Source organism: Thalassobaculum fulvum (assembly GCF_014652915.1).
Classification (GTDB): domain Bacteria; phylum Pseudomonadota; class Alphaproteobacteria; order Thalassobaculales; family Thalassobaculaceae; genus Thalassobaculum_A; species Thalassobaculum_A fulvum.
Genome location: NZ_BMZS01000002.1, coordinates 312,390 through 332,557, shown reverse-complemented (window position 1 = coordinate 332,557; position 20,168 = coordinate 312,390). Strand labels below are relative to the sequence as shown.

Genomic DNA, 20,168 nt, shown 5'->3' with positions numbered 1-20,168 from the left:
ACCGCCCGTCGGCGGGTGGGTCCCGGCTCTCCGCTGCGCTACGGCCGGGATGACGTCGAGAGTAGGGGAGACCCTCTCTTCTGCCGTCATCCCGGGCAGTCCCGGACTTGATCCGGGGGTGACCCGGGACCCACCCGCCGCTCCGTCGCGCCAGAACAGGGACCGTCGCATGACCGCCACCGAACCGCCCGTCCTGCGGACCGAGGAGCTGACCATCCGGTTCGGCGGCCACGTCGCCGTCGACCGGGTGAGCTGCGCCTTCGACCGCGGCACGCTGACGGCGATCGTCGGCCCGAACGGCGCCGGCAAGACCACCTACTTCAACCTGATCTCCGGACAGCTCCGCAGCACCGCCGGAAAGGTCGTGCTGTTCGGCCAGGACATCACCGGCCTGACCGCGCCGCGCCGGACCCGCGCCGGCATCGGCCGGGCGTTCCAGCTGACCAACCTGTTCCCGAACCTCTCGGTGCTGGAGAACGTGCGGATCGCCGTGCAGGCCCGCCACGACACCGGCCTCGACATCTGGTCGCTGGCCACCCGGCGGCGCGAGCTGATCGAGCTGGCCGAGCACCACCTGGCGCGCACCGGCCTGCTCGACAAGATGGACTCGGTCGCCGCCGAACTGCCGCACGGCGACCAGCGCAAGCTGGAGGTCGCGGTGCTGCTGGCGCTGGAGAGCGAGGTGCTGATGTTCGACGAGCCGACCGCCGGCATGAGCGTCGACGAGGTGCCGGTGGTGCTCGACCTGATCCACCAGATCAAGGCCGACACCGCGAAGACCGTGCTGCTGGTCGAGCACAAGATGGACGTGGTCCGTTCGCTCGCCGACCGCATCATCGTGCTGCACAACGGCGCCCTGGTCGCCGACGGCGCGCCGGAGGCGGTGATCGCCTCGGACGTGGTGCAGCAGGCCTATCTCGGCACCTCCTCGGCATCGGGGGACGGCCATGGCTGAGCTGCTGCGCCTGGAGGGCGTGCACACCCATATCGGCCAGTACCACATCCTGCAGGGCGTCGACCTGGTCGTGCCCGAGGGCGAACTGACCATGCTGCTGGGCCGCAACGGCGCCGGCAAGACCACCACCTTGCGCACCATCATGGGCATGTGGCGGGCTTCGGCCGGCGAGCTCGGCCTCGCCGGCACCGACCTGAGGCCGCTCGCCACCCCCGATATCGCCCGACTCGGCGTCGGCTACGTGCCGGAGAACATGGGGGTGTTCGCCGCCCTGACGGTGCGCGAGAACATGCTGCTGGCGGCCCGCGACGGCGCCATGGACGAGAGCCGGCTGGAGTGGATCTTCTCGCTGTTCCCGGCCCTGAAGAAGTTCTGGGGACTGCCGGCCGGCAACCTGTCGGGCGGCCAGAAGCAGATGCTCTCGATCGCCCGCGCCATGATCGAGCCACGCCGGCTGATCCTGATCGACGAGCCGTCCAAGGGCCTGGCCCCGGCCATCGTCGACGCCCTGATCGAGGCGATGCGCGAGCTCAAGCGCACCGCTACCACCATCCTGATGGTCGAGCAGAACTTCCGCATGGCGCAGGCGCTCGGCGACGGGGTAGCGGTGATGGACGACGGCCGCGTGGTCCACGCCGGCCGCATGGCCGAGCTCGCCGCCGACCCGGCCCTGCAGGCCCGCCTGCTCGGCCTCAGCCTCGGAGCGCACCAATGACCGACCAGACATCGGACGCCTCGATCCCGTCGCCGCCGCTCGCCGACCGGCTGAAGGCGCAGGCGCCGTACTGGACCGTGCCGGGGTTGGCCGTCCTGGGCCTGGTCCTGATCGCCGACGCCTCGACCTGGGGCACCCTGACCCTGGCCGGCCTCGCCATGGGGATGCTGATCTTCATCATGGCCTCCGGCCTGACCCTGGTGTTCGGGCTGATGGACGTCCTGAACTTCGGGCACGGCGCCTTCATCTCGATCGGCGCCTTCGTCGGCGCCACCGTGCTGCTGGCGCTCACCGGGTGGACCGGCGCCGACTCCCTCGCCCTCAACCTCGGCGCGGTGCTGCTGGCGATCGTCGCGGCGATGCTGGCGACCGGCGGCCTCGGCTGGTTCTTCGAGCGGGTGATCATCAAGCCGGTGTACGGCGCCCACCTGAAGCAGATCCTGGTGACCATGGGCGGGCTGATCGTCGCCGAGGAGCTGATCCACCTGTTCTGGGGGCCGAACCAGATCCCGCTGCCGCGCCCGGAGATGCTGAAGGGCTCCTGGGTGGCCGGGGGGGTGATCGTCGAGAAGTACCGGGTGCTGGCGGTGGTGCTGGGGGCGGCGATCTTCATCGGCCTGCGCTGGTCGCTGGTGCACACCAGGCTCGGCCTGCTGATCCGCGCCGGGGTCGAGAACGGCGAGATGGTCGAGGCGCTCGGCTACCGGGTGCGGCGGCTGTTCGTTCTGGTGTTCGTCGCGGGCTCGGCCCTCGCGGGGCTCGGCGGCGTGATGTGGGGGCTGTACGACGAGATCATCACCGCGCAGATGGGCCTGAACATCCTGGTGCTGGTGTTCATCGTGGTGATCATCGGCGGCCTCGGCTCGGTCGAGGGCTGCTTCATCGGCGCCCTGCTGGTCGGGCTGATGGCCAACTACACCGGCTTCCTGGCGCCCAAGGTGGCGCTCGGCTCCAACATCCTGCTGATGGTGGTCATCCTGATGTGGCGGCCGCGCGGCCTGCTGCCGGCCGGCAAGGGGTGACGGCGATGCTGAGGACCCTGCTTTCCGAGGACTTCCCGCGCAGCCGGGCGCTGACCGCGGTGGTGCTGCTGATCGTGCTCGGTCTGGTGTTGGCGCCGTTCGTGTTCCCGGGCATCCGGTCGCTGAACACGGCCGCGACGATCTGCATCTTCATCGTGCTGGTCGCCAGCTACGACCTGCTGCTCGGCTACACCGGCATCGTGTCGTTCGCCCACACCATGTTCTTCGGCATCGGCGCCTACGGCGTGGCGCTTTCGCTCAAGGCGTTCCCGGCGTCCTGGGGCGCGGTGGCGCTCGGCGCCGGCGCCGGGCTGGTGCTGGCCATGGGGCTGGCCCTGGTGATCGGGCTGTTCGCGCTCCGGGTCCAGGCGATCTTCTTCGCCATGGTCACCCTGGCGGTCGCCAGCGCCTTCCTGATCCTGGCCTCGCAGCTCTCCGGCCTCACCGGCGGCGAGGACGGGCTGACCTACCGGGTGCCGCGCGAGCTGTCGCCGGCCTTAAAGCTGGTCTCGGCCAAGGTCATGGACGTCCGCCTCGACGGCCGGATCGTCAGCTACTACCTGATCTTCGGTTCGGCCCTGGTGCTGGTGCTCGGCCTGCTGCGGGTCGTGAACTCGCCGTTCGGCCGGGTGCTGCAGGCGATCCGCGAGAACGAGTTCCGGGCCGAGGCGATCGGCTACCGCACGGCGTTCTACCGCACCGCCGCCACCTGTCTGTCGGCCGGGGCGGCGGCCCTGGCCGGCGTGCTGATGGCGCTGTGGACCAAGTACACCGGCCCCGACACCACGCTCAGCCTGTCGATCATGATCGACATCCTGTTGATGGTGGTGATCGGCGGCATGGGCACGATCTACGGCGCCGTGGTCGGGGCCACCCTGTTCGTGCTGGCCAAGAACTACCTGCAGGTGCTGATGGCCTCGGCGGCCGAGACCACGGCCGGCGTGCCCCTGCTGAACGAGCTGGTCAGCCCGGACCGCTGGCTGCTGTGGCTCGGCATCCTGTTCGTGCTCAGCGTCTACTTCTTCCCGACGGGGATCGTCGGGCGGCTGCGGGGGCGGGCTTAGAGCCTCGTATCGCTTGAATTCAGTGTGGTCACATCACATATGATGTGACATTCTCTGTGATGTGAGAATCGTACTCGATACCGACGTCGTTGTCGCCGCCATGCGAAGTCCGCGCGGCGCTTCGGCGGAGTTGGTGCGGATCGCAAGCGCAGGTCGTTTGTCGTTGGTGATGAATGTCGCGCTCGCCCTCGAGTACGAGGCCACTTGCCGCCGCCTCGAGCATCGCATGGCCGCCGGCTTGACCGAGGCCGAGGTGGGCGTCTTCGTCGACGGTCTGATTGCCTTGGGCGAGCCGGTGGAGACGCATTTCATCTGGCGGCCGCAGTTGCGCGATCCGGGGGATGAGATGGTCCTGGAGGCTGCCGTGAACGGCCAAGCCGAACTGCTGGTGACGTTGAATCGGCGCCACTTCCGAGATGTGCCGGCCCGGTTCGGCATCGATGCGGTCCTGCCGAAGCAAGCGCTGGCGAGGGTTCGGGGATGAAAGAGACGAGTACGTATCCGTTGCGCCTGCCGAAGTCGTTGAAGGCAGCCGTCGAGCGTCTGGCGAAGCAGGAGGGAACCAGCCTCAACCAGTTCGTCGCGATGGCCGTCGCCGAGAAGGTGTCGGCGCTCGACACGGCGCAGTACTTCCAGGAGCGTCGCCAGCGGGCCGATCCCGAGGCGTTCGCCCGGATCATGGCGCGCGAGGGCGGCGAGCCGCCGCGCGAAGGGGACGAGCTTCCCGATTGAAGGGCCTTGGAGTGGCGATTCGGCCGTCTACGTCGATACCCGCTACAACACGTAGGTCGCGCAGTCCTGGCCGTAGTGGCGCTTCAATCCGAGCGAGCGCATCCCGAGCCGTTGCATCACCCGGATCGAGGCGCTGTTGGCGGGGTCAGCGTTCGCTAACAGGCGTGGGACGTTCAATGTTCCGAACGCGTAGTCGACGATGGCTGCCGCCGCTTCCGTCGCGTATCCCATTCCCCAGTGCGCCGACAGCAACCGCCAGCCGATCTCCAATTCCTGTGCCGGGTCGTTCTCGATGTGCTGGAGGCAGCTGGCGCCGATCACCGCGTCGCTCTCGGCGAGGCGGATGACCCACCAGGAGTATCCGTGGATCCGCCAGCGTGCTTCGGCCCTCATGATCCAGGCGGCCGTTTCTTCGGGGGTCTGAGGCTGGCCGCCGACGAAGCGCATCACCGACGGGTCGCCGTTCACCAGCCTAAGATCGGCGAAGTGCCGCGTCCTGCAGGGCTCGAGGCGCAGACGGCCGGTGGTCAAGACTGCGGACATCACGGCCTCCGAATTGCGTCCGTGCAGTCCCTAAGGACCGGTGGCCGCTTGTGCAAGCGTCGTCGGGGTTTGGCCGAATATGCCGGGCAGGTTGGCATTGTGCCGGCCGACCCGGCCTTGGATGCTGGCTCGCATCGCCACCGCCCGGACCCCCGCCGTGCCCACCGTCGTCACCGATGCCCGCAGCTTCACCGCCGAGCGTGCCTGGGGCGCGCGCGACCTCGCCGAGGTCGACGGCGCCACGGTGCGGCTGCACTGGACCGACCGGCCGTATCGCTGGCACGTCAACGACGGCACGGAAGTGTTCGTGGTGCTCGATGGCGCGGTCGACATGCACTGGCGCGAGGACGGCGTCGAGCGGGTCGCGCGCCTCGGGCCGTCCGACCTGTTCGTGGCGGCCGACGGCGACGAGCACGTGGCGCACCCGGTCGGCGAGGCGCGGGTGCTGGTGGTCGAGCGCAAAGGCTCAGTCTGACGGTACAGGGGGGGGGATGCTCATGGCACTGCAGCTTCGGCCGAACTGCGAGTACTGCGACAAGGACCTGCCGCCCGATGCGGTGGACGCGATGATCTGCTCCTACGAGTGCACGTTCTGCGCCGACTGCGTCGAGACCAGGCTGCACAACGTCTGTCCGAACTGCGGCGGCGGCTTCGCGCCGCGGCCGATCCGGCCGGCCCGGCAGTGGCGGTCCGGGGTGTGTACGGCGAACCAGCCGCCCTCCGACAGGCGCGTGCACCTGAAGTACCCGGTCGAGGAGGTGGCGGCGCACGCGGCGCGCATCCGCGACGTGCCGCCGGACCGGCGTTAGCAGGCACCGCGACGAAGACAGTCCTTCCGTCGACCCGTTCCATTGTTTAGGCGTATGGCGGAACGGATGTCGGAGAGAGGAAGACCATGACCACCAAGGTGGCGATCGTCACGGGGGCCGCGCGCGGGATCGGGCTGGCGGCGGCCAAGCGGTTCCAGGCGGACGGCTGGAACGTCGTGCTGCTGGACATCGACGCCGAGACCCTCGCCACGGCACAGGCGACCCTGCCCGCCGACCGGACGCTGGCGCTGACCTGCGACGTCTCCGAGCCGGCCCAGGTGGCGGCCGGCGTCGCCGCCACGGTGGAGCGGTTCGGGCGGATCGACGCGGTGGTCAACAACGCCGGCATCGCGGTGTTCAAGCCGCTGCTCGACACCGGCTACGAGGAATGGTCGCGGGTGCTCGCCGTCAACCTGAACGGCCCGTTCCTGATGGTCCAGGCGACCGCCCGGATCATGGCCGAGACCGGCGGCGGGGCGGTGGTCAACATCGGCTCGATCTCCGGCCTGCGCGCCAGCACCCTGCGGGTCGCCTACGGCACCTCGAAGGCGGCGCTGATGCAGCTCACCAAGCAGCAGGCGACCGAGCTCGGCGAGATCGGCGTACGCGTCAACCTGGTCGCCCCGGGCCCGGTCGACACCGCCATGGCCAAGCAGGTGCATACCCCGGCGATCCGGGCCGACTACCACGATGCGATCCCGCTCAACCGCTATGGCCTGGAGGAGGAGATCGCCGAGGCGGTGTTCTTCCTGTGCTCCGACCGGGCCAGCTTCATCACCGGTCAGACCCTGGCGGTCGACGGCGGATTCGACGCCGCCGGCATCGGTCTGCCGACCTTGCGTCGGGGGAACTGAGGGGCGGAATGCCGGGCGCCGCTTGCGGCTCAGGCGGTCCCGATGTCGGAGCGTTCGGCCAGCCGCTTGGCCGCGTGCTCATAGTGGCGGCGGGTGGCGAGGCGGGCCCCCTCGGCATCGCGGTCGCGGATCGCGGCATAGACCTCGTCGTGCTCGGCCCGAACCTGGGCGCCGGTCTCGGCGACCATGGCGTTCTTCACGACGACCGAGCGCAGGTTCTCCATCAGCTTGGCGTCGATCATCTGGATGAACTCGATGAAGTACTCGTTGTCCGAGGCCTCGGCGATGGTGCGGTAGAACGCGGCCTCGGCGTCGACCCGGGCCTCGGCCGCCACCATGCCGCTGCCGGTGGCCCCGGCGAACCGCTCGAGCGCGGCGGCCATCGCCGCCAGTTGTTCGTCGGTTCGGCGCAGGGCCGCCTTGGCGGCGGCGTCGGCCTGCACGCTGGTGCGCAGCGCCAGGAGCTTCACGAGCTGCTGACGCTTGGCGAAGCAGGACGGGCTGATCCGGAACGAGCGCCGCCGCGAGGCGTCCGACACGAAGGCGCCGACGCCCTGGCGGGCCGTGATCACGCCGTCGAACTTCAGCAGCGAGATCGCCTCGCGGACCACCGTGCGGGCAACCCCGAACTGGTCCGAAAGGTCCATCTCGGTCGGCAGCCGGTCGCCCGGTTGCAGGTCGCCGCGCGAGATCGCCTCCAGGATCGAGGAAGCGATCTCGTCCGGCAGCCGCCGTGGCCGGGAAACCGGTTCGAAGATGTCCGCCATTGTTCCGCCCAGCTGCCTTACCGTCTGGAGGCGAACTGTAGCACAAACATCACGCGCCGGCCCGCGGCAGGCCCGGGATCTTGCAGGACGCGGCATGCGGTTTGTCGGCTCTGCCGAACCCCGCCACAATGGGTGCCGACTCGACGGAGGGGACCCGGCATGACGATCGGATTCATCGGCCTCGGCGGCATGGGCGGTGGCCTGGTCAGGAACCTGGCGACCAAGGGGCGGGCGGTCCGGTGTTTCGACCTGGATCCGGCGAAGGTCGAGCGTGCCGCCGGGTTCGGCGCGCTGCCGGCGGCATCGGCTCGCGAGGCCGCCGACGGGGCCCCGATCCTGGCGCTGTGCGTGACCACCGCCGAGGCGGTCGACGCGATCCTGTTCGGTCCGGATGGTGTCGCCGGCCTGCTGCCGGCCGGCGCGGTCGTGCTGGACCACACCACCGTCAATCCCGGCCACGTCGAGCGCATGAACCGCCTGTGCGCCGAGCGCGGGCTGCGCTACGCCGAGGCGCCGATGACCCGCACGCCGATCCACGCCGAGCAGGGCTGCGTCAACGTGCTGTTCGGCGGCGAGGCGGCGCTGCTGGACGAACTGCGGCCGGTGTTCGAGTGTTACGCCGAGAACGTGTTCCATGTCGGGCCGTCCGGCCATGCCATCCGCCTCAAACTGATCCACAACTTCATCGCCTTCGCCAACGTCGCGGCGTTCTGCGAGGGCTTCGCCCTGGCGGCCCGCGAGGGGCTCGACATGACCAAGGTGATCGGCATCATCTCGGCCGCCGGCGGCAAGTCCGGGATGATGGACCTGTACGGCGAGAAGACCCTTCGCCGCGACTTCGCGCCGTACATGTCGCTGGCCAACGCCCAGAAGGACGTGAAGTACTACGCCCGCTGGCTGGAGGAGGCCGGCCTGCCGGGCTTCATGGCGGAGTCGGTGCACCAGACCTACGCGCTGGCCTCGGCGCTCGGCCACGGCGAGGAGGGCTGCACCGCGGTGATCAAGGCCTACGAGCACCTGTCCGGCGTCGAGGCCCGGCTGCCGGACCCGGACGGATCCTGACAGGAGGACGCCATGGTGGACGACACGGACCGTAAGCACCTGCGGCGCTGCCTGGAGCTGGCGCGCGAGGCCCTGGACGCCGGTGACGCCCCGTTCGGATCGGTGCTGGTGGCGGGCGACGGCACGGTGCTGGCGGAGGACCGCAACCGGGTGTCCGGCGGCGACCGCACCCGGCATCCGGAGTTCGCGCTGGCGCGCTGGGCGGCCGGGAACATGGCGCCGGCGGAGCGCGCCGGGGCGACGGTCTACACCTCGGGCGAGCACTGCCCGATGTGCGCGGCCGCCCATGGCTTCGTCGGGTTGGGGCGGATCGTCTATGCCGGCTCGACCAGACAGCTGGTCGGCTGGCGCCAGGAGATCGGGGCCCCGCCGTCGCCGGTCAGTCCGCTGCCGATCCAGCAGGTGGCGCCCGGCGTGGCGGTCGAGGGGCCGGTGCCGGAGTTCGCCGACGAGCTGCGCGAGCTGCACCGGCGCTACGCCGAGCTGACGCGGTGAGCGGCGCTTGCCGGGCTCGCGTTCCGCGTGCTATCGACCAGCGATCGGTTCCACTTTGACTCGGGGAGGGCTGCGCGATGCTGATCTGGCGCTATCGACAGCGCGGCCCCGTTTCCGCCCTGCAAACGCGTTTGCAGGGCTGACCGGGAACTGACGCGCGACATCGTCTTTCGTCTTGGTCCGCCCTTGGTCGGCGCTCTGCGCCATTTCCGGAGTTCGCTCCGGGCGGATCCCGAAAGACGGCATCATGACCCTGATCAGCCTCACCGGCCTCGGCGTCACCCTGGGTGCGCCGCTGTTCCAGGACCTCACCTTCTCCCTCGCCAAGGGCGACCGGCTCGGCCTGGTCGCCGCCAACGGGCGCGGCAAGTCGACCCTGTTGCGCTGCCTCGCCGACCGGCTCGAGCCGAGCGCCGGCCGGATCGTGCGGGCACGCGGGCTGCGGACCGCGCTGGTGCGCCAGGACAACCCTGACGCGCTGCTGCCGCTGACGCTGCGGGCGGTCGCCCTCGACGGGCTGCCCGCGGACACCCGCGACTGGGAGGCGTGGCGGGCCGACGTCACCCTGGACGAGCTGGCGGTTCCCGACGACCTGCGCGACCGGCCGCTCGCCGAGCTGAGCGGCGGCTGGCGGCGGATGGCGCAGCTCGCCCGGGCGCGGGTCGCCGAGCCCGACCTGCTGCTGCTGGACGAGCCGACCAACCATCTCGACCTGGAGCGGATCGCCGGGCTGGAGGCGTGGATCGCCGGCCTGCCGGGCGACATGGCGCTGATCGTCGCCAGCCACGACCGCGCCTTCCTGGATGCGGTCACCACCCGCACCCTGTTCCTGCGCGAGCGCGGCTCGCAGCTCTACGCGCTGCCGTTCTCGCCGGCCCGGCAGGCGCTGGCGAAAGCCGACGCCGCGACCGCGCGCCGGCACGCCGCCGACCTGCAGGAGGCGGCCAAGCTGCGCCGGCAGGCCGCCAAGCTGAACAACATCGGCATCAACTCCGGCTCGGACCTGCTGCAGGTGAAGACCCGGCAGCTCAAGGCCCGGGCCGAGCGGATCGAGGAGGCGGCGCAACCGGCGCACCGCGAGCTGTCGGCCGGTACGGTCCGGCTGTCGGACGGCGGCGCCCATGTCCGGGCGTTGCTGGTGCTGGACGGGGCGGAGGTCGGCACGCCGGACGGGCGGCCGTTGTTCCGGACCGGGCGGCTGGCGATCGCGCCCGGCGACCGGGTGGTGGTGCTGGGGGCCAACGGTGCCGGCAAGTCGCGGCTGCTGGCGGCGGTCGCGTCGGCCGTGGAAGGAATGCCGGCGCCGGGCTTCTGGGCCGCCGGCTCGATCGTTCCGGGGATCTGCGACCAGGAACTGACCCGGCTGGACCGCGACCGTACGCCGTTCGAACTGGTCGCCGGCCGGTTCGAGATCGGCGACCAGCGGGCGCGGTCCCTGCTGGCCGGCGCCGGCGTCGGCCTCGACCTGCAGGTCCGTCCGGTGGCGGCCCTGTCCGGCGGGCAGCGGGCCCGGCTGGCGATGCTGGTGCTGCGCCTGCAGCGGCCGAACTTCTACATGCTCGACGAGCCGACCAACCACCTGGACATCGAGGGCCAGGAGGCGCTGGAGGCCGAGCTGTGCGCCCGCGAGGCGGCCTGCCTGCTGGTCTCGCACGACCGCCGGTTCGTCGAGAACGTCGGCAACCGGTTCTGGCGGATCGAGGGGAAACGGCTGATCGAGCTGGACGGTCCGCCGGGGTGAGCGTCGGGACGGCTCCCGCTATCGTGGGTTCCGGCTCGACCGCGCCGGAGCGGCGCGTTCGTCCGGAATGACGAGAGGGGGAGAGGGATCTCCTCCTTACCCTCCGTCATTCCGGACCGGACCGCCTGTGGCGGGATGGCTCCGGAACCCACCCGCCGCGCCGTCTTCGGACGAACCCTTACTCCGCGGCCGGGCGCGGCTGCAGGGGCGGGTTCACCTCGGCCGGGATCGGGCAGACATAGGGCTGCTTCGCCAGCCGGTCGCGGTGGTCCTTCTTGGCGCGCGCCAACAGCAGCTCGTCGGTGAACAGCATGCGCGCCGTCGCCCCCATCACCTGGGCGGCGAAGGTCATGCCCTTGTGGGCGGCCGGCGCCATGCCCTGGGCGGTGATCTGCCAGGTGTGGCCGGGGGTGCCGATGGCGACGGTCGCGACCCGGGCCTGCACGGTCGGCACCGCCCACGACACGTCGGCCACGTCGGTCGAGCCCATCATGCCGCCGCCCTTGAGGTCGCGCGGGACCACGTAGTCGCACAGCGCCTCGCCGGTGCGCGGCTCGATGCCGGCCCGATGGTAGCTGGCGGCGATGTCCTCGGGCGTCAGGGTGGCCTGGATCTGCCGGGCGTACTCCCGGTCGGCGTCGTCGAACTCGACCCCGCCCAGCCCCTGCATGACCTGCTCCATCGCCTCTTCCAGCGGGGTGTTGCCGAGCAGGTTGGAGACCGCCGAGATCACCTGCGGCTTCACCGTGGTCTCGGTCATCAGGGCCGCGCCCTCGGCGATCTTCTTGACCCGCTCGACCAGCGCCAGCATGCCCGGCAGGTCGGTGGCGCGGACCGTGTAGCGGACCTTGGCGGTGCCCTGGACGACGTTCGGCGCGGTGCCGCCGGCGTCCAGGTAGGCGTAGTGGATGCGGGCCGAGCTCGGCATGTGCTCGCGCATGTAGTTCACGCCGACGTTCATCAGCTCGACCGCGTCGAGCGCGCTGCGGCCGAGATGCGGCGAGGCGGCGGCATGGCTGGTGCGGCCGGTGAAGGTGAAGTCGATGCGGGTGTTGGCCAGGCTGTGGGCGCCGAACACCTGGGTCATGCCGCCCGGGTGCCAGGAGATCGCGGCGTCGACGTCGTCGAAGCACCCGTCGCGCACCATGAACGCCTTGGCGGCGCCGCCCTCCTCGGCCGGGCAGCCGTAGTAGCGCACCCGCCCCGGCGTGCCGGTCTGCTCCAGCCAGTCCTTCAGCGCGCAGGCTGCCAGCAGGGCGGCCGAGCCCAGCAGGTTGTGGCCGCAGCCGTGGCCGGCACCGCCGGCGACCAGCTCCTTCGGCTCGGCGATGTTGGCGACCTGGCTGAGGCCGGGCAGGGCGTCGTATTCGCCGAGGATCGCGATCACCGGCCCGCCTTCGCCGGCCTCGCCCATCACCGCCGTCGGGATCCCGGCCAGCTCCTCGGACACCCTGAAGCCCTTGGCCTTCAGCACCGCCGTGTGCTCGGCGCAGGACCGGTACTCGGCATACAGCGTCTCGGGCATCCCCCAGACGCGGTCGGACAGCTCGACCAGGTCGGAGCGGTGGCTGTCGATGTGGGACAGGATCGGTTCGACGTTCTGCATGACGGGTTCCAAGCGATGGGGGAATGGCCGCGCGCATGGCGCGAAAGGCGGGCAAGTCGGCAAGGATTCCACAGATGCGGGCGCAAGGGGATCGGAATGTTGTCGGCGGCCGGCATCCCGGCGTTGCGCCGGCCCGGGATCGCGCGCAGGTTTGAGTCCCGCCCGCCGAAACCACTCCACATCCTCACGGTGACCCCATGTTCCAGTCGAAGCCGCACCCCGATTCCGTGCTGCACAGCGCCCACTGGGGGACGTTCGCGGCGCACTGGGACGGCCGCGACGTCGAGATCACGCCGTATCCGGGCGACCCGGCACCGTCGCCGATCCTCGGCAACTTCCGCGGCGCGCTCCGCCACCAGGCCCGGATCCGCAAGCCGATGGTGCGCAAGGCCTGGCTGGACAACGGCCCGGGTCCGCAGCGCCGGCGGATCGGCGATCCGTTCGTCGAGTGCGAGTGGGACACCGTGCTCGACCTGCTGGCAGGCGAGCTGGCGCGGGTGCGCGACGGCTTCGGGCCGCAGGCGATCTTCGGCGGCTCCTACGGCTGGTCGAGCGCCGGCCGCTTCCACCACGCCCAGAGCCAGATCCACCGGTTCCTGAACGTCGCCTGCGGCGGCTACGTCCGCTCGGTCAACAGCTACAGCGCCGGCGCCTCGGGCGTGATCCTGCCGCATATCCTGGGCTCGTTCGAGGGCGTGTCGCGGCGCAACGTCACCTGGGACCAGATCCGCGAGCACACCGACCTGGTGCTGGCGTTCGGCGGCATGGCGGTGAAGAACTCGATGATCGCCGGCGGCGGCATCAGCCGGCACGTCGAGCCCGGCGCCATGCTGGCGGCGGCCCGGCGCGGCTGCCGTTTCGTCACCGTCGGCCCGCAGCGCGACGACCTGCCGGAGGAGGCTGCCGCCGAGTGGCTGCCGCTCCGCCCCGGCACCGACGTGGCGGTGATGCTGGCGATGGCCCACACCCTGCTTGCCGAGGACCGGCACGACCGGGCGTTCCTGGACCGCTACGCCACCGGCTTCGAGCCGTTCGCCCGCTACCTGCGGGGCGTGACCGACGGCCGGCCGAAGGACGCGGACTGGGCGGCGGCGATCTCCGCCGTGCCGGCCGACACCATCCGCGAACTCGCCCGTGCCCTGGTGGCCGGGCGCAGCCTGATCGTGGTCTCGCATTCCCTGCAGCGTGCCGAGTTCGGCGAGCAGCCGGTGTGGGCGGCGGCGGCGCTGGCGGCGATGGTCGGCCAGATCGGCCTGCCGGGCGGCGGCTACAACTACGCGCTCGGCACCCTCGGCCACACCGGCCGGCGCAACGTCGCGGTCCCGACCCCGACCCTGTCGCAGGGCCGGAACCCGGTCGAGGCGTTCATCCCGGTCGCCCGCATCTCCGACATGCTGCTGAACCCTGGGGCGCCGTTCGACTACAACGGCCGCCGCCTCGAGTATCCCGACATCCGGCTGGTGTACTGGGCCGGCGGCAACCCGTTCCACCACCACCAGGACCTGGCCCGCCTGCACCGCGCCTTCGACCGGCCGGAGACCATCGTGGTGCACGATCTGGCCTGGACGCCGATGGCGCGCGTCGCCGACGTCGTGCTGCCGGCGACCATGACCCTGGAGCGCGACGACATCGGCGCTGCCGGCACCGACCCGCTGATGGTCGCGATGCGGCGGGTCGCGCCGGCGGTCGGCGAGGCGCGCGACGACTACGCGATCTTCTCCGACCTGGCCGAGCGGCTGCAGGCCGGGGCGGCGTTCACCGAGGGCCGCACGGTGATGGAGTGGCTGGCCCATCTGTACGAGCCGACCCGCCGGGCGCTGGCCGAGCTCGGGGCCGACGCGCCGTCGTTCGAGGCGTTCTGGGAGCGCGAGTCGATCGAGCTGCCGCAGGCGCCCGACGACGGCGGCATGCTGCGCGGCTTCCGCACCGACCCGGAGGCCAACCCGCTGCCGACGCCGAGCGGCCGGATCGAGATCTTCTCCGAGACCATCGCCGGCTTCGGCTACGACGACTGTCCGGGCCACCCGGTGTGGATGCCGTCGACCGAGCAGCCGGACGAAGCGGCACCGCTGTGGCTGATCGCCAACCAGCCGGCGACCCGGCTGCACAGCCAGCTCGACTTCGGCGGCTACAGCCAGTCGCGCAAGGTCGGCGGCCGCGAGGTCGCGCGCCTGCACCCGGACACCGCGGCGGCCCGCGGCATCGCGACCGGCGACGTGATCCGGATCTTCAACGCCCGCGGCGCCTGCCTGGCGGCGGCCGAGCTGTCGGACGCGGTGATGCCGGGCGTGGTCCACCTGCCGACCGGCGCCTGGTTCGACCCGGCGCCCGGCGGCGAGGGTGTGGATGACGAGGCCGGCGCGTTCTGCGTGCACGGCAACCCGAACGTCCTGACCCGCGACGTCGGCACCTCGCGCCTGGCCCAGGGCTGCTGCGGCCAGGTCACCGTGGTGGAGTGCGAGAAATACGCCGGCGAGGCGCCGGCGGTTCGGGCCCATGTGCCGCCGGTGGGGGCGTAGGGGAGGCTCTGGAAAGGAGCAGGGTTGGCGGGTTTGGGTGGGAAGCGGTCGTTCGGGAACCGAACTGGCAATGTCAGATAGGCGCCACAAAGCGGTCTTTGCTTGTCAGGGAGCGCAGCCGGCAATTGAGACCATAGCGGCTTGACGAGTTTCGCCACGGTAATCCTGTATCCTACCAGTCACGGTGATCACAGTCCTCCGATTGACCATTCATCCCATGGCACTCCATTCGAGAGCCTGCCCGCCGCAATCTCCCGAGCGACAGTCGAAGAATAAGTTGAGAGAGGCCATGGTCGCATTGAGCCAGATCCGCTTCCTCCAAGATTCGCCAGTCGGAAGTAGTCGGCAATGTCACGGACGTTCGGGTCTGCCCATGCAATTTGGCGGGTCAGGTCGTTGAGCAGGGCACCAACCGGACGGAAGGTGGTATCTTGCGATGCTGAATCGTGCGAACTGCAGCTCATTGCCGTCATTGGACCACATGCGGCACCGAACACCTTAGTCAACTCTGCTTCGGTGTCTGGATTCCAAGCAGCCTCGTAGCGCGATATCAACATCTTGGACCAAGTCGCCAGATCAGCGACACATAGGACATCCATCTCGAGCCGAGGATGCGCAACTTTGGACGCCGTCGCCTCAAGAGCACTTTGGATATTCTCGATGGGTTTTGATTTTTCACCCTTCCAACTGTGAGAATGCGCAAGAAGTCCATAGATGAGCGGTGATCGGAGTTCAACGCGCGGGCTCCCTTCTCGGGGGGCGTAAAGCCCCTTGAATTCAGCGCATCTTATTATCGACGCTGTCACGTGCGCGGCGGTGATAGTGGTCTTGCATTCAAACGCTGCAGCCACACCGCCTGCCAACCAGATCTTCTTCTCCAGGAGCTTTCTTGGGTACGCAGGCTTAAGCACAACGACGTCGATCTGCGGCGACATCCGCCCGTCGTGTCCGATCAGCCTGCCCTTGGTCTCGACGTGATAGGCTGGCGGCAACCACTCCTTGAAAAGTCTTGCCCAATTTTCCTCGCCTTCATCGCCTGCGGTCCCGGGATCCTGTGCAGCGCGTGCGTAGATACGATCGTATTCAGATCCCATCTCATTCGTAATCTGCGCCATGAAACTATGAAGGTCGTGATCGGGCATGCTTCGATGCCTTTCTGAAATCAGGTCCGACAACCGGCATCATAACGTGTGAATTCTTGACTGACGCCGTGCCTAGGAAATCACGAAGGGAATTTCGACCCAGGCAATATCCTCTTTGTGCCAAAAGCCGCCATCACGATCCTGAAGCGCCGACGGCGGCAATGGGTCGACTCCGGTCGCTTGGTTTCTCTCCCGCTATCCCCCACCCCTGACCCGCTCCACCGCCGCCAGCACCCGGGTCGGCGTCGCCGGGGCGTCCAGCTCGACCTTCGCGCCCGGCGGCCCGACGCTCGCCACCGCGTCGCGGATCGCCAGCCAGACCGACAGCGCCAGCATCAGCGGCGGCTCGCCGACCGCCTTGGAGCGCATCACCGTGGCCTCGCGGTTCGGGGCGTCCGCCAGCAGCCGGGTGTTGAACACCGGCGGCACGTCGCGCGAGCCGGGGATCTTGTAGGTCGACGGGCCGTGGGTGCCGAGCCGGCCGCGGTCGTCCCACCACAGCTCCTCCGAGGTCAGCCAGCCCATGCCCTGCACGAACGCGCCCTCGATCTGGCCGCGGTCGATCGCCGGGTTCAGCGAATTTCCGCAGTCCTGCAGCAGCTCGGCGCGCAGCACCCTGAGCTCGCCGGTCAGGGTGTCGATCGCCACCTCGGCCGCCGCCGCCCCGTAGGTGAAGTAGAAGAACGGCCGGCCGGTGCAGGTGGCGGCGTCCCAGTGGATCTTCGGGGTGCGGTAGAAGCCGGTCGACGACAGCGACACCCGACGGCTCCAGCAGAGCTGCGCCAGCTCGCCGAACGACAGGCTCTCGTTGCGGGCGAACACCCGGCCGTCGTCGAACGTCACCTCGCCGGCCGGCACGCCGAAGCGCTCGGCCATCACCTCGACCATGCGGCCCCTGATGGTCTCTGCGGCGGCCAGCGCCGCCATGCCGTTCAGGTCCGACCCCGACGACGCCGCGGTCGCCGAGGTGTTCGGCACCTTGGCCGTGCTGGTGGCCGACACCCGGACCCTGTCGACGTCGATCTTGAACGCCTCGGCCACCACCTGGGCGACCTTCACGAACAGGCCCTGGCCCATCTCGGTGCCGCCGTGGTTCAGGTGCACGCTGCCGTCGGTGTAGACGTGCACCAGGGCGCCGGCCTGGTTCAGGGTCGGCAGGTTGAACGAGATGCCGAACTTCACCGGCACCGTCGCCAGGCCCTTCTTCACGACCGGGCTGCTGGCGTTGAAGGCGTCGACCGCGGCGCGCCAGCCGGGCAGGTCGACGCTGCGCGCCAGCTCGCCGGTCACGCGCTCGATGATGTTGTCCTCGACCGTCATGCCGTAGGGCGTGACGTTGTTCGCCTCGACGCCGTAGAAGTTGCGGGCCCGCACGGTGTCGAGCGGCAGCTTCAGGTGCCGCGCCACGTCGTCGAGGATCGCCTCGATCGCGAACATGCCCTGCGGCCCGCCGAAGCCGCGGAACGCGGTGTTCGAGACCTTGTTGGTCTTGCAGGCGAGGCCGGTCACCCGGATGTCGGGGATCCAGTAGCAGTTGTCGGAGTGGCAGAGCGCGCGGGCGACTACGGCCGGCGTCAGGTCGGCGATGTTGCCGGCGTCGCCCGCCAGCACGAGGTCCAGGGCCAGCAGCCGGCCGTCGGCGTCCAGCCCGACGTCGTAGCGGATCAGGAACGGGTGGCGCTTGCCGGTGGCCAGCATGTCGTCGTCGCGGGGCAGGCGCAGCTTGACCGGCCGTCCGGCCTTCCAGGCCAGCAGGGCGGCGATGCCGGCGATTATGGTCGCCTGGCTCTCCTTGCCGCCGAACGCGCCGCCCATGCGCCGCACCTCGACGGTCACCTGGGCGAACGGCAGGCCCAGCAGGTGGGCGACGCCGTGCTGCACCTCGGTCGGGTGCTGGGTCGAGGAATAGACCTGCATGTCGCGGTCCTCGCCCGGCACCGCGATGGCGATCTGGCCCTCCAGGTAGAAATGATCCTGGCCGCCGCAGCGCACCTCGCCCGACAGCCGCAACGGCGCGAGGCCGAGGGCGGCTTCCGGGTTGCCGCGCGCCATCACCTGCGGCGGGGCAACGAACGATTCCGCCGCCAGCGCCTCCTCGACGCTCAGCACCGCCGGCAGCTCCTCCCAGTCGACCGCGACCAGGGCGGCGGCTTCGCGGGCCGCCTCCAGGGTCTCGGCGGCGATCGCGGCGACCGGGTGGCCGGCGTACTCGGCGACGCCCTCGGCCAGCGCCGGCTCGCCCTTCAGGATCGGGCCGATATCGTTGACGCCGGGGATGTCGCCGGCGGTGACCGCGGCGACCACGCCGGGCACTTCCAGCGCGGCGGCCAAGTCGATCGCGCGGATCCGGGCGTGGGCGTGCGGGCTCAGCACCAGGGCGGCGTGCAGGGCGTTGGTGGGGAGCGGCATGTCGTCGAGATACACCGCCCGGCCGCTGACGTGCCCGGCGGCGCTGTCGTGCCGGACCGAGGCGTGCGCGCCGCGGCGCGGGGAGGTGGGGGCGTTCATGGGGCCTCCGCGGTGACAGAGGCCGGTCGCTTCGTGGGTTCCGGATCGACCGCGCCGGGGCGGCGCGCCCGTCCGGAATGACGACAGAAGAAGAGGCTGCCCGCTTCCCGACCTTCATTGTCGTCATTCCGGACCGGATCGCCGTAGGCGAGACGGATCCGGAACCCACGAAGCGACGGGCGTTGCCTCGTGCCCAACATCACAGCGCCTCCAGCCGGACCGGGGCCGGCGCGTCGCACGTCTCCATCTGCAGCCGGCGCAGCAGGTTGGCGGCCGCCGCCAGCCGGTACTTCGTGGTCGCGCGCTGGTCGTCGATCGGGCTGAAGTCCTGCGCCACCGCCGCTTCGATGCCGGCGAGCGCGGAGACCGTCCACGGCCGGCCGACCAGCGCCGCCTCGACCGCCGCCGCGCGCGCCGTGGTCGCGGCCATGCCGCCGTAGTACGCCCGCAGCTCGGTCAGCACCCCGTCCGCGACCGTCAGCCGGAACGCGGCGACCACTGCCGAGATGTCCTGGTCGAAACGCTTCGACAGCTTGTAGGCGACGAAGTGCTGCCCGGCTGCCAGGCGGGGGATGCGGATCGCCGCGATCACCTCGCCGGGCCGCAGCACGGTCCGGCGGTAACCGGTCACGAAGCCGTCGGCCGACACCGTGCGCCGGCCCGCGGCCGAGACCAGCTCGACCGCGGCGTCCAGCGCCATCAGGCAGGGCGGGGTGTCGCCGATCGGCGAGGCGTTCGCCAGGTTGCCGGCGATCGTGCCGAGGTTGCGGATCTGCCGCGAGCCGATCCGCCGCACCAGCGCGCCGAACGCCGGGAAGGCGGCGTCGAGATGCGGCAGCGCCGCGCTGTAGGTGACGGCGCCGCCGAGCACCAGCGCGTCGCCGGTCGTCTCGATCCGCCGCAACTCCGGCACCCGGGCGGTCGAGATCACCACGTCCGGCCGGGCGCGGCGCTTGGTGACGGCGATGCCGAGGTCGGTGCCGCCGCCGAGGATCCAGGCATCCGGGTGGGCGGCCGCGACCGCGGTCAGCTCGTCGAGGGTGTCGGGTGCGAGGAACCGGCGGGAGCCGTCGCCGAACGCGGTGCCGGCCCGGATCGGATCGCCGGCCGCGACCGGCGCGCCGACGGCGATGATCCGACAGGCCTCGACGATCGGCCGGTAGCCGGTGCAGCGGCAGAGATTCCCGGCCAGCGCCTCGTGGATCAGGCCGTCGTCGGCCGGCTCGCCCCCTTGGCCGTAGGCGAACATCGCCATGGCGAAGCCGGGCGTACAGAACCCGCACTGCGTCGCGTCGGACTCGGCGAGCGCGGTCTGCACCGGGTGCGGCGTGCCGTCCGGCCCGCCGAGCCCCTCGACCGTCACTACCGAGCAGCCGTCGAGCTGTGGCAGCAGCATCAGGCAGGAATTGACGGCGCGCCAACCGCCGCCCGCCGATGCGATCGCGATCGTGCAGGCGCCGCAGTCGCCCTCGGCGCAGCCCTCCTTGGTGCCGGTCAGGTGGCGGGTCTCGCGCAGCCAGTCGAGCACGGTGGCGGTGGGCGAGGTGCGCTCCACCGCGACCTCCTGCCCGTTCAGCCGGAACCGGACCGCTCCCTTGATCATCCGGTCAGCTTACACGCGTTGCGGGCAAGCG

At 70.5% G+C, this 20,168-nt stretch carries 19 protein-coding genes; 13 read left to right on the top strand and 6 right to left on the bottom strand.

Going from position 1 to position 20,168, the window contains the following annotated elements:
• Window positions 1-169: 169 nt before the first annotated feature.
• The 6 genes from IE246_RS04765 (at window position 170) to IE246_RS04740 (ending at window position 4,488) form a co-directional block, all read left to right on the top strand.
• Entirely contained in the window at window positions 170-955 is a 786-nt protein-coding gene (locus tag IE246_RS04765; protein WP_189987794.1) for an ABC transporter ATP-binding protein, read from the top strand.
• Window positions 948-1,670: an ABC transporter ATP-binding protein gene (locus IE246_RS04760; RefSeq protein WP_189987793.1), complete on the top strand. Its 723-nt coding sequence runs from the start codon at window positions 948-950 to the stop codon at window positions 1,668-1,670. The genes IE246_RS04765 and IE246_RS04760 overlap by 8 nt, the downstream gene beginning before the upstream one ends.
• On the top strand, window positions 1,667-2,692 hold the full coding sequence (locus IE246_RS04755; RefSeq protein ID WP_189987792.1) for a branched-chain amino acid ABC transporter permease: 1,026 nt from the start codon (window positions 1,667-1,669) through the stop codon (window positions 2,690-2,692). The genes IE246_RS04760 and IE246_RS04755 overlap by 4 nt, the downstream gene beginning before the upstream one ends.
• A gap of 5 nt (window positions 2,693-2,697) precedes the next feature.
• Window positions 2,698-3,756: a branched-chain amino acid ABC transporter permease gene (locus IE246_RS04750; RefSeq protein WP_189987791.1), complete on the top strand. Its 1,059-nt coding sequence runs from the start codon at window positions 2,698-2,700 to the stop codon at window positions 3,754-3,756.
• Window positions 3,757-3,817: 61 nt separating this feature from the next.
• Window positions 3,818-4,240, top strand: coding sequence for a putative toxin-antitoxin system toxin component, PIN family (locus IE246_RS04745; RefSeq protein ID WP_189987790.1), 423 nt, complete (start codon window positions 3,818-3,820; stop codon window positions 4,238-4,240).
• Window positions 4,237-4,488: a toxin-antitoxin system HicB family antitoxin gene (locus IE246_RS04740; RefSeq protein ID WP_189987789.1), complete on the top strand. Its 252-nt coding sequence runs from the start codon at window positions 4,237-4,239 to the stop codon at window positions 4,486-4,488. The genes IE246_RS04745 and IE246_RS04740 overlap by 4 nt, the downstream gene beginning before the upstream one ends.
• A 42-nt stretch (window positions 4,489-4,530) precedes the next feature.
• Here IE246_RS04740 and IE246_RS04735 read toward each other — a convergent pair whose 3' ends face one another.
• The gene (locus IE246_RS04735) at window positions 4,531-5,031 is read right to left on the bottom strand and encodes a GNAT family N-acetyltransferase (RefSeq protein ID WP_189987788.1); all 501 of its coding nucleotides are present in this window, start codon (window positions 5,029-5,031) and stop codon (window positions 4,531-4,533) included.
• 157 nt (window positions 5,032-5,188) lie between these two features.
• Here IE246_RS04735 and IE246_RS04730 point away from each other — a divergent pair, with 157 nt between their 5' ends.
• The 3 genes from IE246_RS04730 (at window position 5,189) to IE246_RS04720 (ending at window position 6,694) form a co-directional block, all read left to right on the top strand.
• Complete coding sequence (locus tag IE246_RS04730; protein ID WP_229836393.1) at window positions 5,189-5,506, top strand: cupin domain-containing protein; 318 nt, start codon at window positions 5,189-5,191, stop codon at window positions 5,504-5,506.
• Between the two features lie 22 nt (window positions 5,507-5,528).
• On the top strand, window positions 5,529-5,840 hold the full coding sequence (locus IE246_RS04725; protein ID WP_189987786.1) for a DUF1272 domain-containing protein: 312 nt from the start codon (window positions 5,529-5,531) through the stop codon (window positions 5,838-5,840).
• A gap of 86 nt (window positions 5,841-5,926) precedes the next feature.
• Entirely contained in the window at window positions 5,927-6,694 is a 768-nt protein-coding gene (locus IE246_RS04720) for an SDR family NAD(P)-dependent oxidoreductase (protein ID WP_189987785.1), read from the top strand.
• 29 nt (window positions 6,695-6,723) lie between these two features.
• Here the strand turns inward: IE246_RS04720 and IE246_RS04715 are convergent, their stop codons facing one another.
• Window positions 6,724-7,461 carry a FadR/GntR family transcriptional regulator gene (locus tag IE246_RS04715; RefSeq protein ID WP_189987784.1) on the bottom strand — a complete coding sequence of 246 codons (738 nt, stop codon included), beginning with the start codon at window positions 7,459-7,461 and terminating at the stop codon, window positions 6,724-6,726.
• A gap of 159 nt (window positions 7,462-7,620) precedes the next feature.
• Here IE246_RS04715 and IE246_RS04710 point away from each other — a divergent pair, with 159 nt between their 5' ends.
• From IE246_RS04710 to IE246_RS04700, 3 genes are all read left to right on the top strand, one after another.
• Entirely contained in the window at window positions 7,621-8,523 is a 903-nt protein-coding gene (locus IE246_RS04710; protein WP_189987783.1) for an NAD(P)-dependent oxidoreductase, read from the top strand.
• Window positions 8,524-8,535: 12 nt separating this feature from the next.
• Window positions 8,536-9,018 (top strand): nucleoside deaminase, encoded by a 483-nt coding sequence (locus tag IE246_RS04705; RefSeq protein WP_189987782.1) that lies wholly within the window; start codon window positions 8,536-8,538, stop codon window positions 9,016-9,018.
• A 247-nt stretch (window positions 9,019-9,265) separates the two neighbouring features.
• Window positions 9,266-10,759, top strand: coding sequence for an ABC-F family ATP-binding cassette domain-containing protein (locus IE246_RS04700; protein WP_189987781.1), 1,494 nt, complete (start codon window positions 9,266-9,268; stop codon window positions 10,757-10,759).
• Between the two features lie 178 nt (window positions 10,760-10,937).
• Here the strand turns inward: IE246_RS04700 and IE246_RS04695 are convergent, their stop codons facing one another.
• A complete protein-coding gene (locus IE246_RS04695) occupies window positions 10,938-12,365 on the bottom strand; it encodes an amidohydrolase (RefSeq protein ID WP_189987780.1) in 1,428 nt (475 codons plus the stop codon).
• 197 nt (window positions 12,366-12,562) lie between these two features.
• On the opposite strand from IE246_RS04695, the gene IE246_RS04690 reads away from it, so the two are divergent.
• On the top strand, window positions 12,563-14,884 hold the full coding sequence (locus IE246_RS04690; protein WP_189987779.1) for a molybdopterin guanine dinucleotide-containing S/N-oxide reductase: 2,322 nt from the start codon (window positions 12,563-12,565) through the stop codon (window positions 14,882-14,884).
• A 188-nt stretch (window positions 14,885-15,072) separates the two neighbouring features.
• Here the strand turns inward: IE246_RS04690 and IE246_RS04685 are convergent, their stop codons facing one another.
• From IE246_RS04685 to xdhA, 3 genes are all read right to left on the bottom strand, one after another.
• Complete coding sequence (locus IE246_RS04685) at window positions 15,073-16,026, bottom strand: DUF6602 domain-containing protein (protein WP_189987778.1); 954 nt, start codon at window positions 16,024-16,026, stop codon at window positions 15,073-15,075.
• Window positions 16,027-16,221: 195 nt separating this feature from the next.
• The gene (gene xdhB / locus IE246_RS04680) at window positions 16,222-18,534 is read right to left on the bottom strand and encodes a xanthine dehydrogenase molybdopterin binding subunit (RefSeq protein ID WP_189987777.1); all 2,313 of its coding nucleotides are present in this window, start codon (window positions 18,532-18,534) and stop codon (window positions 16,222-16,224) included.
• Window positions 18,535-18,733: 199 nt separating this feature from the next.
• A complete protein-coding gene (gene xdhA, locus IE246_RS04675) occupies window positions 18,734-20,137 on the bottom strand; it encodes a xanthine dehydrogenase small subunit (protein WP_189987776.1) in 1,404 nt (467 codons plus the stop codon).
• Window positions 20,138-20,168 lie beyond the last annotated feature (31 nt).

What these genes read in the sequence shown, in the direction of transcription:
- IE246_RS04765 (WP_189987794.1), top strand. Translation starts at nt 170, where the DNA reads ATGACCGCCACCGAACCGCCCGTCCTGCGGACCGAGGAGCTGACCATC.
- IE246_RS04760 (WP_189987793.1), top strand. Translation starts at nt 948, where the DNA reads ATGGCTGAGCTGCTGCGCCTGGAGGGCGTGCACACCCATATCGGCCAG.
- IE246_RS04755 (WP_189987792.1), top strand. Translation starts at nt 1,667, where the DNA reads ATGACCGACCAGACATCGGACGCCTCGATCCCGTCGCCGCCGCTCGCC.
- IE246_RS04750 (WP_189987791.1), top strand. Translation starts at nt 2,698, where the DNA reads ATGCTGAGGACCCTGCTTTCCGAGGACTTCCCGCGCAGCCGGGCGCTG.
- IE246_RS04740 (WP_189987789.1), top strand. Translation starts at nt 4,237, where the DNA reads ATGAAAGAGACGAGTACGTATCCGTTGCGCCTGCCGAAGTCGTTGAAG.
- IE246_RS04735 (WP_189987788.1), bottom strand. Translation starts at nt 5,031, where the DNA reads ATGTCCGCAGTCTTGACCACCGGCCGTCTGCGCCTCGAGCCCTGCAGG.
- IE246_RS04725 (WP_189987786.1), top strand. Translation starts at nt 5,529, where the DNA reads ATGGCACTGCAGCTTCGGCCGAACTGCGAGTACTGCGACAAGGACCTG.
- IE246_RS04720 (WP_189987785.1), top strand. Translation starts at nt 5,927, where the DNA reads ATGACCACCAAGGTGGCGATCGTCACGGGGGCCGCGCGCGGGATCGGG.
- IE246_RS04715 (WP_189987784.1), bottom strand. Translation starts at nt 7,461, where the DNA reads ATGGCGGACATCTTCGAACCGGTTTCCCGGCCACGGCGGCTGCCGGAC.
- IE246_RS04710 (WP_189987783.1), top strand. Translation starts at nt 7,621, where the DNA reads ATGACGATCGGATTCATCGGCCTCGGCGGCATGGGCGGTGGCCTGGTC.
- IE246_RS04705 (WP_189987782.1), top strand. Translation starts at nt 8,536, where the DNA reads ATGGTGGACGACACGGACCGTAAGCACCTGCGGCGCTGCCTGGAGCTG.
- IE246_RS04700 (WP_189987781.1), top strand. Translation starts at nt 9,266, where the DNA reads ATGACCCTGATCAGCCTCACCGGCCTCGGCGTCACCCTGGGTGCGCCG.
- IE246_RS04695 (WP_189987780.1), bottom strand. Translation starts at nt 12,365, where the DNA reads ATGCAGAACGTCGAACCGATCCTGTCCCACATCGACAGCCACCGCTCC.
- IE246_RS04690 (WP_189987779.1), top strand. Translation starts at nt 12,563, where the DNA reads ATGTTCCAGTCGAAGCCGCACCCCGATTCCGTGCTGCACAGCGCCCAC.
- IE246_RS04685 (WP_189987778.1), bottom strand. Translation starts at nt 16,026, where the DNA reads ATGCCCGATCACGACCTTCATAGTTTCATGGCGCAGATTACGAATGAG.
- xdhB (WP_189987777.1), bottom strand. Translation starts at nt 18,534, where the DNA reads ATGAACGCCCCCACCTCCCCGCGCCGCGGCGCGCACGCCTCGGTCCGG.
- xdhA (WP_189987776.1), bottom strand. Translation starts at nt 20,137, where the DNA reads ATGATCAAGGGAGCGGTCCGGTTCCGGCTGAACGGGCAGGAGGTCGCG.